17 protein-coding genes and 1 riboswitch are annotated in these 15,552 nt (G+C 49.9%); of the genes, 13 read left to right on the top strand and 4 right to left on the bottom strand.

Translation table 11 applies throughout. The features are described 5' to 3' along the window. Together RMO84_RS13365 and RMO84_RS13360 are read right to left on the bottom strand one after the other, a co-directional pair. On the bottom strand, nt 1-352 hold a 352-nt coding region (locus RMO84_RS13365; protein ID WP_396135854.1), incomplete at its 3' end, for an ATP-dependent metallopeptidase FtsH/Yme1/Tma family protein. A gap of 185 nt (nt 353-537) precedes the next feature. Further along, complete coding sequence (locus tag RMO84_RS13360; RefSeq protein ID WP_310488943.1) at nt 538-1,122, bottom strand: carbonic anhydrase; 585 nt, start codon at nt 1,120-1,122, stop codon at nt 538-540. Here RMO84_RS13360 and RMO84_RS13355 point away from each other — a divergent pair. The 4 genes from RMO84_RS13355 to RMO84_RS13340 all read left to right on the top strand — a co-directional run bounded on the left by RMO84_RS13355 (nt 1,121) and on the right by RMO84_RS13340 (nt 5,371). Beyond that, on the top strand, nt 1,121-1,357 hold the full coding sequence (locus tag RMO84_RS13355; protein ID WP_310488942.1) for a hypothetical protein: 237 nt from the start codon (nt 1,121-1,123) through the stop codon (nt 1,355-1,357). The two genes, RMO84_RS13360 and RMO84_RS13355, sit on opposite strands and share 2 nt — an antisense overlap. Before the next feature lie 273 nt (nt 1,358-1,630). Next, entirely contained in the window at nt 1,631-2,203 is a 573-nt protein-coding gene (locus RMO84_RS13350) for a DUF3038 domain-containing protein (RefSeq protein WP_310488941.1), read from the top strand. Between the two features lie 42 nt (nt 2,204-2,245). Next, the gene (locus tag RMO84_RS13345; RefSeq protein WP_310488940.1) at nt 2,246-4,387 is read left to right on the top strand and encodes a DUF4335 domain-containing protein; all 2,142 of its coding nucleotides are present in this window, start codon (nt 2,246-2,248) and stop codon (nt 4,385-4,387) included. Between the two features lie 114 nt (nt 4,388-4,501). After that, nucleotides 4,502-5,371 (top strand): tetratricopeptide repeat protein, encoded by an 870-nt coding sequence (locus RMO84_RS13340; RefSeq protein ID WP_310488939.1) that lies wholly within the window; start codon nt 4,502-4,504, stop codon nt 5,369-5,371. Nucleotides 5,372-5,434: 63 nt separating this feature from the next. Here RMO84_RS13340 and RMO84_RS13335 read toward each other — a convergent pair whose 3' ends face one another. After that, nucleotides 5,435-6,304, bottom strand: a complete 870-nt coding sequence (locus tag RMO84_RS13335) for a M56 family metallopeptidase (protein WP_310488938.1) — start codon at nt 6,302-6,304, stop codon at nt 5,435-5,437. Beyond that, nucleotides 6,304-6,723, bottom strand: a complete 420-nt coding sequence (locus RMO84_RS13330; RefSeq protein ID WP_310488937.1) for a BlaI/MecI/CopY family transcriptional regulator — start codon at nt 6,721-6,723, stop codon at nt 6,304-6,306. The genes RMO84_RS13335 and RMO84_RS13330 overlap by 1 nt, the downstream gene beginning before the upstream one ends. 134 nt (nt 6,724-6,857) lie before the next feature. Here RMO84_RS13330 and RMO84_RS13325 point away from each other — a divergent pair, with 134 nt between their 5' ends. The 9 genes from RMO84_RS13325 to dnaG all read left to right on the top strand — a co-directional run. Beyond that, nucleotides 6,858-8,849 (top strand): TonB-dependent receptor, encoded by a 1,992-nt coding sequence (locus tag RMO84_RS13325; protein ID WP_310488936.1) that lies wholly within the window; start codon nt 6,858-6,860, stop codon nt 8,847-8,849. A 5-nt stretch (nt 8,850-8,854) separates the two neighbouring features. Beyond that, on the top strand, nt 8,855-10,270 hold the full coding sequence (locus tag RMO84_RS13320) for a TonB family protein (protein ID WP_310488935.1): 1,416 nt from the start codon (nt 8,855-8,857) through the stop codon (nt 10,268-10,270). 17 nt (nt 10,271-10,287) lie between these two features. Next, nucleotides 10,288-10,935, top strand: coding sequence for a MotA/TolQ/ExbB proton channel family protein (locus tag RMO84_RS13315; protein ID WP_310488934.1), 648 nt, complete (start codon nt 10,288-10,290; stop codon nt 10,933-10,935). A 54-nt stretch (nt 10,936-10,989) separates the two neighbouring features. Continuing rightward, nucleotides 10,990-11,406 carry a biopolymer transporter ExbD gene (locus tag RMO84_RS13310; RefSeq protein ID WP_310488933.1) on the top strand — a complete coding sequence of 139 codons (417 nt, stop codon included), beginning with the start codon at nt 10,990-10,992 and terminating at the stop codon, nt 11,404-11,406. A 96-nt stretch (nt 11,407-11,502) separates the two neighbouring features. Next, nucleotides 11,503-12,081 (top strand): YdcF family protein, encoded by a 579-nt coding sequence (locus RMO84_RS13305; protein ID WP_310488932.1) that lies wholly within the window; start codon nt 11,503-11,505, stop codon nt 12,079-12,081. Between the two features lie 70 nt (nt 12,082-12,151). Further along, nucleotides 12,152-12,301: riboswitch (cobalamin riboswitch) on the top strand. Between the two features lie 29 nt (nt 12,302-12,330). Further along, nucleotides 12,331-13,407 carry a cobalamin biosynthesis protein CobW gene (gene cobW, locus RMO84_RS13300; RefSeq protein WP_310488931.1) on the top strand — a complete coding sequence of 359 codons (1,077 nt, stop codon included), beginning with the start codon at nt 12,331-12,333 and terminating at the stop codon, nt 13,405-13,407. Nucleotides 13,408-13,502: 95 nt separating this feature from the next. Then, nucleotides 13,503-14,096 (top strand): Uma2 family endonuclease, encoded by a 594-nt coding sequence (locus tag RMO84_RS13295; protein WP_310488930.1) that lies wholly within the window; start codon nt 13,503-13,505, stop codon nt 14,094-14,096. A 98-nt stretch (nt 14,097-14,194) separates the two neighbouring features. Then, on the top strand, nt 14,195-14,668 hold the full coding sequence (locus RMO84_RS13290) for a hypothetical protein (RefSeq protein ID WP_310488929.1): 474 nt from the start codon (nt 14,195-14,197) through the stop codon (nt 14,666-14,668). Between the two features lie 71 nt (nt 14,669-14,739). Further along, nucleotides 14,740-15,552 (top strand): DNA primase (gene dnaG, locus RMO84_RS13285; RefSeq protein ID WP_310488928.1); only part of this gene is annotated, 813 nt, incomplete at its 3' end.

The raw sequence follows: 15,552 nt of genomic DNA, 5'->3' as shown, positions 1-15,552 counted from the left end.
CATTTTTATCGGCTGACTTCTGAAAGCTATATTCGATGCCCTTGGCACTGAGCTTGTTTTGCAATTCAGTGTTGTCGTCGAGCAGCGTGACTTCTTTGACCCGCAGTTTGCTACTAGCCGGAGCATCGGCAACGGTCACTTTGGCAATCTTCGTCACCGGATCGATTTCAACCTTCGATACCGTGTTGTTGTTGACCTCACGGATCAGTTCTCCGTAACTGAGCGAATTAGGATCGTTCTTGGCTAAAACTGGGGTACTCCAGATAAGTCCCAAAGCGAGCGGCACGCCAGCCGCTAATCGCCACCATGACTGGGAAAATCGCTTTGATTTGACCTGGGAACTATTATGCATATATTTTTCTTGTGTCCTTACACCTGCACCCGATCTGAGTATTTGGATTTGGTCTGGTTAGTCTGCGAGCGATCTGCCGCTCTCTGGCTCGATATCTTCTAGTTTAGCTTTAGTTTTAGTATTGCCATATCTGCGCATGGAATTAACATTTTATAAGATTGTGCCAGCAACGGCGAGCATTAATTTTAGGTGACTGCGGGGGCTTTGGCTAATGGGGAAATTTGCTTGACCTCCGTATTCAGATTGACGAAGTAGAGTTCGATATTCAGATCTGGGTAGCGATCGCGAATCGCCCAGTAGGCGCGACTGAGGTATTCCGTATGCGTAGTCAGTTCTAGGGTCGGATTGTCGGTCAGGCTGGGGTCGATTTTGTACTTATATACAGCACAATCTTGGTGATCGAGAATTAACACTTTTTTAATCTGGTGGAGGCGATAGGAAATATCTAATTGATCCCAAAACGCTTCGGCATCATACTGATGTGGCATTCCGCTCAACGCCAGCGAAGCCCCTGCCAGAGCCGTAAAATCGTACTGTCCGCCCAAGTTTTGGAGGGAGAGAAAATAGCGTTCTGCTTCTAAGATCCGATAATCGATACAACTGAGCACTAGTGCTTTGGGTACTTTTTTTTCGGCTCTAGCAGCCGCAGGAGCGATCGTACTAGCTGTTATCAGCACGCCTACGCCGACCAGATGGCGGAGAAATTGACGACGATCGATTGCCGCAGCCGCGACCCGATCGTGCTGAAAACACTGACAACTATCCCGCATGTTAGTTTGCTCTATTTTAGAAAAAGTCAACTCGATTGTCTATCCGCTCGTGCGCCCGAGCGACCCTATTGTCAATATACCGCTGCTCTACCCAGATGGTAGCGAACTGGCAGTAGTTACCACGCCAACCGCTGGTGTTCGCGCTGCTGACGTTGGCGTAGCCGCGCTCGATGTAGGTAATCGGCGGCAGGGTATTTGGCTGATGAGTGATGTAGTTGGGGATGGAGATGGATAATGTATCTATTCTACCAAAAGCTAGCCACCGCAGGTAGATCGGTCGGTGGGTCGATCGCGACCCCGGCTGGTGTCCTCCGCACAGCCCGATGCGTGACGGGCAAGACATTATGATACAATTACCTCTATCGCATCTGCAGTTCGACCGACTCGGCAATCTCGTACGATATACTAGCAATTTGCCAGTTGGATGCCCTGAGTTGAAGCCCTCACCCTCGCCAATGCTGCAGTGTGAAGCTCGACTCCTTTTAGTCCTATGTTGTCTATCCAAACGATGCCTGCATCAACCCCTAAGTTGGATGATTTATTGCTCGACGTCCAGCTCTCATCATCACAACTGGCGCAAATTTCTACAGAGTTGAATGAGATCGTGACTGGCATTGCCGCATTGACTCAAGTCGATCGCGTGGAGTTAGCCAAGATCGCGCGAGATTTGCAGGTAGAAGCGATCGTCTCGGACTGGATCGATGACTGGTCTCTAGATCGAGCCGCACGGCAGACTCAGTTCACCGTTCAGCAAATCCGTGCCGTGGTGACAATCGTCAATCAATTGACTCAACAGCACCAATCGACGATCCGGCAGCATCTTAATTATTTGCACCAGACGATCGAGGATCGACAATTACCCATCCAATCGCCAGCACTGGCCGATTATATTAACAATTTTATGACAATAGATCGCGTGCGGTCTAGTCGGAGCACTCAGTCCTTAGAGCTACTGGAAACCATCGCCCTGAATGTATTGCTAGGCTTGTTGTTCTACAGTAGCCCCAACGGCCACCAACGACTATGGACGGCTCTATTGCAAAGATCTCACCACTCGATCGTGCGGCCTAGCGGCAATTAAATCAAGTTAGATAGATCTCACCTAATATTTTATTAAGTAATTATGGAATCCGATCGTTCGACTACCCGGACTTACACTGCTAACACTTGCGAACTAATCGTCTCTGGTCGCGAGCCAGCTGCCGTTGGCGATCGACCACCAGCGGCGATCGATCCGGTCGATTTTAGTCTGCATTTAGATCGCACTGAGGGAGGGGAAGAGCGGTCGATCCTCCAAGGCCAAGCGCAGCAATTAAACCAGCTCCAACAAGTTGTCAGCAGCTATATTGCCGATTTAGTGGCCAAATTTCCGATCCCAGTGGCGATCGATCGGGTACCCCCAACCGCCGAAGATACCCAACAGAGCGACATCCAGCCAGCAATCGATATCCCTCCTCACGGAGACGCATCGCCGAGATCGGGCATTCTCAAAAATCTTCCGGGATTGCGGAATACATTAACCGATCGCCACAACTCGTCCGCACAATTTGACGAGCGATCGGGTGTATCCAAAATGTTCGGTCTCCAGCCCCAGCCCGCCGCGCGTCAAGCCACGCCGAACTTAGAAGTAGCGGCGACTGCCGCAGCCGCCATACCACTAGCGAACGCAGGGGATCGGATCCCATACCTGACCGGATCTGGAGATCGCTCGCTCGACCACGATCTCCACCTGGGCGATCTAGCAACGGCGACATCTGGTGCAGTTATCGGCTTATCCGCCCTGCAACTATTCGATCTGGCGATCGTCCTCGATGAATATGCCAACGCCAATCTTTCACCAGCCGAGCGTTCTCGCTCGGCAACACTCAATCGCCCGCTATTCAAAGCCAATCCGGCCAGCTCGGACGATCTGGCCGCCGCTGCTTCCCGCTGGCCAAATATACCTAGATCCGGTACCGAACTAAACGCCAGTCCAGTTTATTACCGCAATCGTCGCTCCCGCTCGGCATTTATGTCTGGCCTCCCTTGGGCGATCGCCGCAGCTCTAGCGGTAGGTGTCCCGTTGGCAATGCTCGATCCCAATTCAAATCCGCTCAAAGACGCCGCCAACAAACTCAAAATGCCCGATCTGGCGGCGACCAAGAAACCAAATTCAGTAGCAAGTACCGCACCAGGAGCGACTAAAACCGATCCGAGCAAGGTGCCTAATGCTAGTGAGGCACTCCCGACACCTTGGCAACAACAACCAGTACAGCCGCCCGCCAATACGAAACCGATCGCGCCTAGCCTCCCCACCACTCAAGCTGATGGCAAACTTGGGGCTGCGCCATTGCCAGAAGTCCTCGGTGGCAAACCCGGACAGGCTCCGTCCCCAGATCCAGGCACTCCAAATCGTAAGAGCGAATCCACTACCAACCCGCTCTCTACTAATCCGCTCCCGCCCAATTTCAATTCGAGTGGATCGCCAGCGACTACGACCGCGCCTAAACCTGGTGTCAAAACAACTTCAGTAACTCCAACCACCAAATCGGTCGGTACCGCCAAACAGACACCGCTTCAAATCGGTCAAGTCCCGATCGATGCGCCCAGTCCGGGCAAGATCTCTATCTCTAAACAACCCGCACTCTTACCACCCACCGACCCGTCAACTAGTGTCCCCGCCGCACCGGTCAAGCCAGTTCCCTTCAACCAGCCAGGGGTAGACGAGTCTGGCCGGATCGATCCATTCGATCGGCCCACCACCACGAAAAAACCCGATCGCACCACCAAACCAGCCGTCGCCACCAAGCCCAAAACCAAACCGGGCAAATCCCAACCCTCACCCCTCAATCCATCCCCTAACGATCCATTTGCCCCAGTACCCAAAAATCCCAATCTGATCGACCCCAACGAGAGCAGTAATAAAGAGATTAAAGAGAGTGCCGAGCCACAAGTCCAGCCGATCGTCCCCGATCGACCATTGCAGTCCAATAATGGTGGTACCGATGCCGCAGAAACTAACCCCACCCTCCAAGAAGCCAAACGCTACTTCCAAGGCAAGTGGAAAGCCGCTCCCACCCAGCCCAATGCCCTACAATACGTGCTCCAAGTCAACAAAAATGGTACGGTCAAAAGTGTCTCCCCTCAAGGTGAAGCCGCAACTACCTACCTTCAGCAGTCCAAATTGATTAAGCCAGGGCAAAAACTAGCTGGTGGTAGTAGCGACCAAAAAATTCGCGTCTTGCTCCAGCCTGATGGTGGTGTCGATACTTTTATCGAGCCATAGATCGCCACTGAATGTCGAGATCGATCGCGTCAATGGTGGGTAAACCCCACCATCGCAGCTGTCAATTTTATACTAGAATCTACGAGATCGTTCGTCCATCATTGAGAACAGTTTGTGTTAAATCGTCATCGCTGGGTCATCAATCTAGTTGTAGCTGTGTCTCTGCTGGCTCTAACTGGGTTTTCGTTATTTCCAATTTTTAATTTGGTATTAGATGGTGGGGTCGCCGTCGCCACCGAACCAAATAGTCTTTCTACCGCGCAAACCAATCAACTGCAATCGCAAGCCCAAGGCTACGCCAAAGTCTTGCAAAGAGAGCCAGATAATCAAGTCGCGCTCAAGGGCTTGCTCGATACGCGCTTGCAATTAGGCGATATCAAAGGCAGTTTATCACCACTCGAAAAAATTGCCGCCCTCAATCCGCAGATGCCAGACTATACCGTCCTCTTGGCTCAAACCAAGCAGTATCTTGGCGATCGCGATGGCGCGACAGCGAGCTATCGCACCGTACTCACAATTCAGCCTCAGAATATTAACGCGCTGCAAGGATTGGTAAGTTTATTAATCGATGCCAAGCGTCCAGAAGCAGCGATGGGTGCCGTCCAAACCGCTTTAAAATCAGCACCGGCAAATACTGACTTAACACCTGTAAAACTGCTCCAAGCCCAGATTTACCTTACTCAACAGCGCAATGCTGATGCACTCGGGATCTACGATGCCGCGATCGAAGCCAACCGCGATGATTTTCGTCCTGTCTTAGCCAAAGCCCTCGTGTTTAAGCAAATGGGCAATCTCACTCAAGCCCAGTTGCTGATGACCACCGCAATGGGTCTAGCTCCGGCTGAATATAAGGATCAGATTCAACAATTGGCACAAGCGACTCAACCGCCAAAAGTATCGATCGCACCAAATCCAACTACTCCCGCGCCAGCGGCAGCACCAGTACCCACTCAGCCAGCAGCTCAACCTGTGACTGTCAAATAGCTACGGTAATTACTAATTTCTTAGGAGGGGCGATCGATCGCCCCTCCTTGTTTTTGAATTCTATTAGGTATGAAACGGGATGGTGATGAACGGTAAGAAAGCGAGCAGCAGCCATGCCCAGGTTTGGTAGTCAGCTGCGGGGGCATCGAGGGATGTAGGACGATCGAGTAGGGCGGTAATGCGTTGGGTGAGTCGATCGGTGGTGGCTGTTTGACTGAAAGCCGCGCAAATATTTTCGGCAAAGATCGGGGGGGTTTGGACGATCGCCAGTAGGGCTTCGGCGACTAGTAACGGATCGGTGCGATCTGCTGCCCAGCGATCGGCACGGAGTTCGCGGAGCAGCGTGAGTTCTTGCCAGATGGCAGCGGTTTGAGGCAACCAGCTCGTCATCTGCCGCAGCCAGCCCAGCCAGAAAAAACACCAGGTATCGCGGTAATGGTAATGTGCTTGCTCGTGCGCCAAAACTGCCTCTAGTCGATCGGGAGTGAGGGTATCTAGCAAACCTTGAGTGATGACTAATTCGGGTTCCCAGAAGCCGATTTGGGCACTATAGGGAGTGGCGAGATCGAGGATGCGGACGCGCCGCTCTCCGATGGTGACGAGCGAATAAGTGCGGATCTGGTGGAGCATTCGCCAGCCGGAGCTGGCAAGTACCAACAAGTTGACGCTCGCGTAGCCCAAAAAACAGATCGCCAGATCGTAGCTCAACCAATCATTACCCATCCACACCATCCGTCCGTGCGGCCCCATCCAAATAATGGCGATCGCGTTGGTAATCAGCAATAGTGGCGGTAATAAAAAGATGACGAGCGTGGTTTGCCAGTCAGGGTGGTGACAATTGGTTGTCGATTCTCCATGGGAGAGGCTACGCCAACGGGTGTAGCGTAGCAGCCAAGCGATGGTAAATATAGCCACTAATACGAGTAGGTGCATTATTGTTTCTCCCGAGCGGTGCGGATGGCGGCGAGTTTTTGGGCGATCGCTTCAATTTGGTCGATACTGGCGCGATCGAGCTTGTCGGCAAAAGCGGCAACAATATCGGGATTGCCGATCGCCAGAAATTGCTGTAACTGTTCGTAGGCTTGGAGGGCTTGGGCTTCGGCGGCGGAGAGCAGCGGTTGCCATACGAAGCTGCGTTCTTGGCGATCGCATTCTAGCCAGCCTTTGTGCGTCAGTCGATTGAGGACGGTGGTGACGGACGCATGGGCGAGTTCGCGATCGGGATCGCTCAGAATTCGATCGCGGACGTCTTTAACGGTGACGGCACCCAATTCCCAGACAATGTGGAGAATTTCGGTTTCTAATGGCCCCAGGGAAAGGTTTGTCGGTCGATGTTTGGGGAGAGGAACCATACCTTGTGAGTAAGAGCTTTTTCTTAGAATATCGCAATAATCTGCAGGGGGAAGTTTGACAGGCTGTCTTTTGACAGAATTTATGATTCCCAGCAAAATCTTCAAGGGACTGAAATTAGAAGGGTGCGAAGATCTTGCGACAAATTAATTGGCTGGCACTGGTGAGGAGATTGGTGGCGATATCGATCGCGCTCGGTGGTAGCGAAACGATGTTGGCAATTAGCTGCTGGGCGCAAGCCTTACCATCCAATGAAACCGAGCCGGAATTGACGATCGACCTGACGGGCGAACGCCGCTTGAATCTGCCGAAATCGGCTCCAACTTACACGATCGATCGCCAACAAATCGATCGCCAGGGTGCAAAAAATGTCGCCGATGCCCTCAAGAACTTACCAGGTTTTGCGATTAATGATGTCGGTTATGGGGCAGATATTCATACCGGAACTTACTATCGCGGTGCTTCGACGAATCAATTTATTATCCTGCTAAATGGTCGCCCGATCGGCACGAATATCAATACCTATCATGGGGCAACGGATCTCAATAGTATTCCTGTCGATGCGATCGATCGCATCGAACTTTCTAGCGGTGCGAGTAATATTATCTACGGTTCCGAAGCCTTTGGGGGCGTGGTAAACATCGTCACCAAGACTTATAAAGGCAAGCCAGAAACGAATGTTTCGGCAGAACTCGGCTCCTATGGACGGCAGAATTACCGGGCGAGTTACACGGGTGGCGATCGTCAAGTTAACTATCGGATCGGGGTTGAGAAATACAAAATTGATAATAACTATAGGGTGCCCGTTGGTGCTGCCAATCGCGATGCGACAACGGGAAAACTGACTAATGCCGATACCGATACGACTAGCTATACTGGCAATATTTCAGCAGCAATTAACGATCGCAATCAGCTCGATCTCGACGTTACGAAAATTACCAGTCGGCGGGGCTTAATTTACTTTGGCTTTCCCTCGCAACTCGACAGGTTAGACCATGATGCGGTAAATGTCGGCTTGAATTGGCGATCTCAATTAGCAGCCGATAATTCTTCTACGCTCAATACCACGATTAGCTATAACCAGGATTATTTTAATACCTATGGCCCCAGCGGCACTGGCAACCGCACGGGCACCCTCGATACGCAAGCGATCGCGGGGCGAATCGACCATAACTGGAAAACGTCGAGTGCGAATACTCTCCGCTGGGGTGGCGAAATCCAAAATCGGCGACTCAATGGCTCGGCAATTAGTACCGTACCCGCACGGACTGCTTTTAATGAGGTCGAAAATCGTAACGTGGTAAATACCGCTCTATTCGCTGTCGATACCTGGAAAATAACAGATCGAGTGGCTGTAGACTTGGGCGTGCGGCAAAATTTTAATACCCAGTTTGGTAACTATCTCAATCCCAGCCTTGGCTCTCGTTGGGATATTACCCCCAATCTCGCCCTCCGTGCCACCGTCGCTGGCGCGCAACGCAACCCCGGACTCGACCAGCTCTATCTCTACGATACCGTCCACGGCTGGTTTCCCAACCCCAATCTTAAGCCAGAAACGGGAGCCACCTGGACGGCGGGTTTCGATCTGGCTTTTAGTCCCACGTCTACCGGCTCGATTACTTACTTTGGCAGCAATCTCAACGATCGATTGGCGACGCAAGCCGTAAGTACGACCGTCACCCAGTGGGCAAATGTGGGGCAAGTCAGTACCAACGGCTTAGAAATCGGCTTCAAACAACAGCTTACGCCCCAATGGTCGGCATTTGCCAACTACACATATACTGATGCCAAAATCCAAACAGGCACCGAGCGCGGCTTGCAATTAGCTTTAGTGCCTTTTTCTGTCGCGCAAGTGGGCGTCGGCTATGCCAATCGCGGCTGGGAAGTCAACTTCCTGACTAACTACAACGCCGGTACGCGGCGATCGCTATTTGCCGAAACGGGTCAGACGAGTACGGATTTCGTCCCCGCCTTCCTCAATCTCGATCTCAGCGCGCGGATACCTGTGGGCGAAAATGTCGGACTCAATCTCTATGTCGAAAATCTCGCCGATGTCCAATACGAAAAAGTAAATCGGATTTACAGCCCAGGTCGGACTTATCGAATTGGCGTTTCGGCCAGTTTCTAGACTATATGCGATCGCCCAGCCACCCCAATTCTCCTCACCAACTGCGAAATATCCTCGCTATTGGGCTTGGTAGCTCCCTCATCCTGCATCTGGGGGCATTCTGGACGATCGCGCGTTACTGGCAACCAGCAGTCACGCCAGAGGAGCCGATCGAGATTGAGTTAGTGGAGCCGATCGAATCCGTCACACCCGCGCCAGTCACATCAACCCCCGCACTTAAACCGATTGCTGTTAAATCCGAGAGTCCAGTTACGCCAAAACCTCAATCCACGCCAATTATTCCCTCGATCGTTACACCACCAATGGCAACAGCGGTCAAATCCACACCCAAATCGATCGCGCCCAAGGCCAAACCCCTAAAATTTAAGCTGCCAGCCAGCGCGAAAGCACCCGTCCCAGTCAAGCCCAGCAAGCCCAAATTAGGATCGCCACAAACCAATCTGGCAGACAAACCAACCCCCATCCCGACCGATCGACCTACCCCACCTCCAACTAGCGCGTTTGCATTTCCCCGATCTTCACCACCCAAACCCAGAGCCAAACCGACTCCCACCGCTATCGATTCACCCATTCCTGCCAGATCGTCCCGCGCTACCTTCGATCGTCCGACTGCCCCAACAAGCCAACCAAACCCCTCACCCACTCAAACACCAACAACAGATCGCCCAATCGCGCCAACATCAGATCTCGTAAAGAGCCAGCCAAGGTCGGTCGAGCCGTTACCTACAACCAAGCCAACACCGCCAACAGTAGATCGTCCGATCTCAAAAAATCCACCGATTCCAGCCACCCCCGCGTCAGCATCCCCACCACTACGCACGCCAGCACCAATTCCCCCGAAACCCACGCCGTTGGCAGAGCCTCCGCTCGGTGGAATCGGTTCGACAGGCAATCTTCTACAACCTAAAAATCCACCCAGATCGATAGCAAAACCTCTCACAGATGGCAACAGCAATCTTCAGCCCAAACAAAGTGGTAATCCTGCTAGCGGTGGCTTGAAGACCCTCCAGGGCGATCGAGTCGCTCCGACTACCGGAAGTCCCAACGCCACGATCGATGGTGCGCCATCGGGTAATCCCGCAACTCCCAATGGCAGTGGCGATCGGCAAACTGGCAGCGATCGCGGCAGCATGACAACAGCATCTAACTCCGGATCGGGAGCTAGCAATACAGGGTTGCAGTGTATCAAGAGTTGTCAGATTGCCAAACTGCAAGATTTGCAAGACAGTGACGGCGGTAAAGATCGCCTGCGAATTCGGGTATCGATCGATGCGAATGGCCTCGTCACCGCCGCCGAAATCGTCAAATCGAGCGGCAATCCCCAAATCGATCGCGCTGTCTTAGAAGGGATCGAGCAAATGCAATTCCAGCCATCGGGCAAACCGATTAAAGGCGTCATTCGTGCCAACATTTTTCTCTAAATTAGCAACTCTAATTCATGAATTTAACTAAACTATTTTTAGCCGGAGGGATCGTCATGTATCCCTTACTAATTTTCTCGATTCTCATCGTGACTTTGACGATCGAACGGCTCTATTTCTGGTTCAAAATTGGGCGCAGACAACAACCGTTAATTCGGACAGTGCTGGACTTGTATCAACAACAATCGCCCCTAATATTCGACAGACTCGATCTCGATCGCGACCTACCGATCGCGCGGATTTTCCATGCAGCGATCGCCCTAAAAGATACTACCCCCGATGAATTTCGCCTCGCATTAGAAAGCGAAGCTCATCAAGAATTACCCAACCTGCGGCGGTTTAATAACATCTTCGATGCGGTCATCAGCCTCGCACCGCTATTTGGATTGTTGGGCACGATTTTAGGATTGATTGGTTCTTTCGCCGCGCTCAAAATCGGTACGACTGGAGGCACTAGTGCGAATACTGTAGTTGCCGGAATCAGCGAAGCTCTGGTATCCACAGCCTTTGGATTGATTGTGGCAATTTTAGCTTCCATGTGTGCTAATTTCTTTCGCGGATTATATCAACGCCAACTCGCTCAAATTCAATCAGCTACCAGTCAATTAGAATTACTCCACCTGCGTCAGTGGGGAAACGGGGAGACGAAGGGACGAGGAGACTAAAAGTGTTGGCATCCAAAACCCATTCTATATCCACTATTCACTATCCCCTAAATAATGCGCATCCCCACCGACCCCGATCGCACTCCAGAAATTAATGTAGTTGCTCTAGTAGATGTCTTATTTGCGATTTTGACATTTTTTGTCATCACATCTCTTTCGCTGGCCTACAACGAGGGATTACCAGTGAATTTACCCACAGCCGGAACGAGTAAAAGCCAAGGTTCGACCAAGATTGTCATCACAATCGATCCGCAAGGCGCGATCTCGCTCAACCGTCAGTCAGTCGATCTGGTGAATCTCGTCCCCAAGATTCAAACACTAATTGCGACAGAAGGACAAACCCTGGTTATCATCAACGCCGACGAGCGAGTGGAGCATGGGCGCGTAGTGGGCATCATGGATCGAGTGCGTCAGATTCCTGGTGTAAAATTGGCGATCGCTACTCAGCGCAAACTGTCGCTCTATCCGTAAGTTACAACCGCACCAACGCTAATTAATCTACATCTCTGTTTTTCAGAATCCGATCGCTTCTGAATGTAGTTAGCCATTGCAGATTCGGATTGCAGCATGAAACGTCAAAAACTCTTCAAAATTGCCAGATTCACGGCACTATTAGCGGGTGGGTTATTTGCTTTATCCGCTGTAGCGATTACCGTCAGTGGATTAAATGACAATATTCACCAGTCCGATGTCGCGGTAATCTTAGGCAATCATGTCGCACCTAGTGGTAGACCCTCACCTCGGTTGCAGGCACGACTCGATCGAGCGGTAGAGCTTTATCATCAAGGTATATTTCAAAATGCGATCGTCAGTGGTGGAATCGATGCCAATGGGACGGATGAAGCAGCAGCGATGAAACGCTATTTAGTCGATCGAGGATTGCCCAGCAGCAAAATCGTGGTAGATAGTGGTGGCAATAATACCTATTTAACTGCCCAGAATACATCCAAAATCATGACCGATCGGCAGTGGCACAGCGCGATCGTCATTTCCGAGTATTTTCACATTCCTCGCACGAAGGCAATCTTACAACGGATGGGCGTGACGAAAGTTTATGCTGCCCATGCAAAATTCTTTGAAATTAGAGATGTTTACTCGATCGCTAGAGAGGTATTTGGCTACGCTAGCTATCTCCTCCGCTCATAGATAGATCGACTGGATCGATTATGTGTGCCCAAAGTCTACTACAGTCTCGATGTAGGGATTAATTGCGGTAAACTAAAAGACCGAACTCGGTTCTACTGGGGAGCAGCCAGCAGAGGTAACGGGGAAAGTTTGGTGCGAAGCCAACGCTGTCCCGCAACTGTAAACCGATGCACCCACGCATCGACAAGTCAGGATGCCCGCCGAAGTTTAGATAGTCCCATTTGTGCGAGACACACAAATTAAATTAACATGGCAAAAAAAATTCCCGTCACCGTCATTACCGGATTCTTGGGTAGTGGCAAAACCACGCTGATCCGACATTTACTCACCCACAATCAAGGGCGGCGGATTGCGGTGATTGTCAATGAATTTGGGGAACTAGGTATCGATGGGGAGTTGTTGCGATCGTGCCAAGTTTGCCCCGATGATAAGGTTGAATCACCAAACAACATTGTCGAACTTACCAATGGTTGTTTGTGCTGCACGGTGCAGGAAGAATTTCTCCCCACTATGCAAGCCCTAATCGCCCGTCGCGATGACATCGATTGCATTCTAATCGAAACGTCCGGTTTGGCACTGCCCAAGCCGCTAATTACCGCCTTCCGCTGGCCAGAAATTCGGACCGCAGCAACGGTAGATGCCGTCATTACGGTAGTAGATTGCGATGCCGTAGCACATGGCAGGTTTGCGAGCGATCCGGCGGCTGTAGATGCGCTCAGACAGGAGGATGAAAACCTAGAGCACGAGACACCTTTACAGGAGTTATTTGAGGATCAGTTAGCTTGTGCGGATCTAGTAATTTTGAATAAAGCCGATTTAGTAACTGCCGAACAATATCAACAAACGATCGATCTAGTTAAGCAAGAACTACCTCGCGCGGTGAAAATAGTTACCAGCGATCGGGGTATCGTAGATGTAGAGACAATATTAGGATTGAATGCCGCAGTGGAAGACCATTTGGAACAACGTCTCAGCCATCATGATACGGAGGAAGAACACGATCACGACGATGAGATCGATTCGACACATTTGGTTTTAGATTACGAATTTAACCCCGAACAATTGCGTCAAAAATTAGAACTCTTGGTTAAAGAACAAGAAATCTATCGGATCAAAGGCTTCGTCGCCGTGCCGAATAAACCGATGCGCTTAGTCATTCAAGGTGTGGGCAATCGGTTCGAGCAATTTTACGATCGACTTTGGCGCACGGATGAGCGTCGCCAGACTAAACTAGTATTCATCGGTCACTCGATCGATCCTGTCGCGATCTCGACTGCTTTAGCTGTCGATGGTGCATCTGGAGCTAGAGAACTCGATCGAGTCTGATTTGGCACGATCCAGGATCTGTAGGTTGGGTAGAGCAAAGCGAAACCCAACACATCCTATGAGCAAGATGAGTTGAAATAATTTAAGGTTTTATAATGGTTGCAGTCAAAGATAGTGCGCCACGATTCACTCCAACAGAATATTTCGCTTGGGAAGAGCAGCAACTAGAGCGTCATGAATATATTAATGGCGAAGTTTATGCAATGAGCGGTGGAACTATCAATCATAGTGAAATTGCTGCAAAGTTTAATCGGTTATTGGGGAATCATCTAGACGATAGTGGCTGTAGAACTCTTAATTCTGATGCCAGGATTAACATCTTAGAAACTGATGACTATAGTTATCCAGATGGAAGTGTGACTTGTGACAAGCGAGACAAGAGCAATACTCAATATATTGCTTATCCATGTCTGATAGTTGAGGTTTTATCGGATAGTACTGAAGCTTACGATTCTCCTTTGGAGACGCTACGCGAACGTGGTGAAAAGTTCTATCGGTACCGTCGCAATCCCATTTTGCAAGATTATGTGTTAGTTAGTGCCAAATCGATATCGATCGATATCTATCACAAGAATGATGCGGGAGAATGGGTAATTATCAATTATCGGACTGGAGATATTGTCGAACTTAAAAGTATCGATCTTAGTTTCTCGATCGAGCAAGTCTATCGCGGGATTGTGTTCGAGTAACGATAAGGTTGATTGGGTAATTTGATTTCGATCGTTTGAACCCAGCCGATTGGTAATCTCCACATTACTTTACTATTGACATCTTTGAGTAGTTGCTTATGTTGAAAGAAAAATACGAACTTGAAGTTTTCGCAGACTATTACCAATTTTATTTACAAGATGAACAGGCTCACGGTGATTTGTCAGCCAGTTGGACAGAGCAAGCCGTAAAAGATGCATTTGCCCTTGAACTTGGAACAATCGCTATTGGTACCGCAAGAAATATGGATGTTCCTGTTACCGTAGAAGTTCACAACAGCGAACCTGAGAATAATTTTGATGAGTGGGATCGCATAATTGAATGCAACATTGATGTGCCTTCGGGCAAAATTGTTGTCGCTGGCTGCACAGATTATTATCCTGATGCATTTCGCATCTCGGTCGAACCTGGCGTTTATCAGGCACGAGTTTTTTATGGCGAACTTGATTCTCTCAGCGAAGATGGCTTCGATGGTAATGATAAATATAAGATCGTGCTATGGCTTGGTGAAATGATAAGTCCAAAAGTTATTAAAGAGCGAGTTGAAAATTAAATCATATCGATCGCTTAGTCCACATATCTTGGTGCGTTACGCTACGCGATAACACACCCTACTGCTAAATCATGGATATACCCCGTTTACATCCAGATACGATCGAAGAAGTTAAAGCCAAAGTCGATATCATCGACGTGATTGGCGGACATGTCGTGCTGAAAAAACGGGGTAAAGATTATTTAGGTACCTGTCCGTTTCATCAAGAGAAATCGCCGAGTTTTTCTGTTAGTCCTACTAAGCAGATGTATTACTGTTTTGGTTGTCAGGCGGGGGGAAATGCGATTACTTTCTTGATGGAGTTGGGGAAGCAATCTTTTACTGAAGTTGTCTTGGATCTAGCACGGCGATATCAAGTGTCGGTGCAGACATTGGAGCCAGAGCAGCGACAGGAGTTGCAGCGGCGACTATCGCAGCGGGAGCAGTTGTATGAAATTATGGCGATAACAGCCAACTTTTATCAACATGCTCTCAATCAGCCGCAGGGTGAAACAGCACTGGCTTATTTAAAGGAAGAACGTGCTTTTAGTGAGGAAACAATTCAGGGTTTTCAACTCGGTTATGCTCCGGCTGGTTGGGAAACTTTATCGAATTATTTGATCGAACAAAAGAATTTTCCACCGCAAGCGATCGTATCAGCAGGACTGGCGATCGCGCGTAAAGATGGGAATAGTTACTACGACAGATTTCGCGATCGATTGATGATTCCGATTCGCGATTTGCGGGAGAGAGTAATTGGCTTTGGCGGACGGACTTTAAGCGACGAACAGCCAAAATATCTCAACTCGCCAGAGACGGAATTATTTGATAAGGGCAATACTTTATATGGACTCGATCGCGCTAAGGATGCGATTAGTAAAACCGATCGGGCAGTAGTCGTTGAA

Origin of the sequence: Chamaesiphon sp. VAR_69_metabat_338 (genome assembly GCF_031423935.1) — a bacterium.
Taxonomy (GTDB): Bacteria; Cyanobacteriota; Cyanobacteriia; order Cyanobacteriales; family Chamaesiphonaceae; genus Chamaesiphon.
This window is presented reverse-complemented; position numbering and strand designations above follow the sequence as displayed.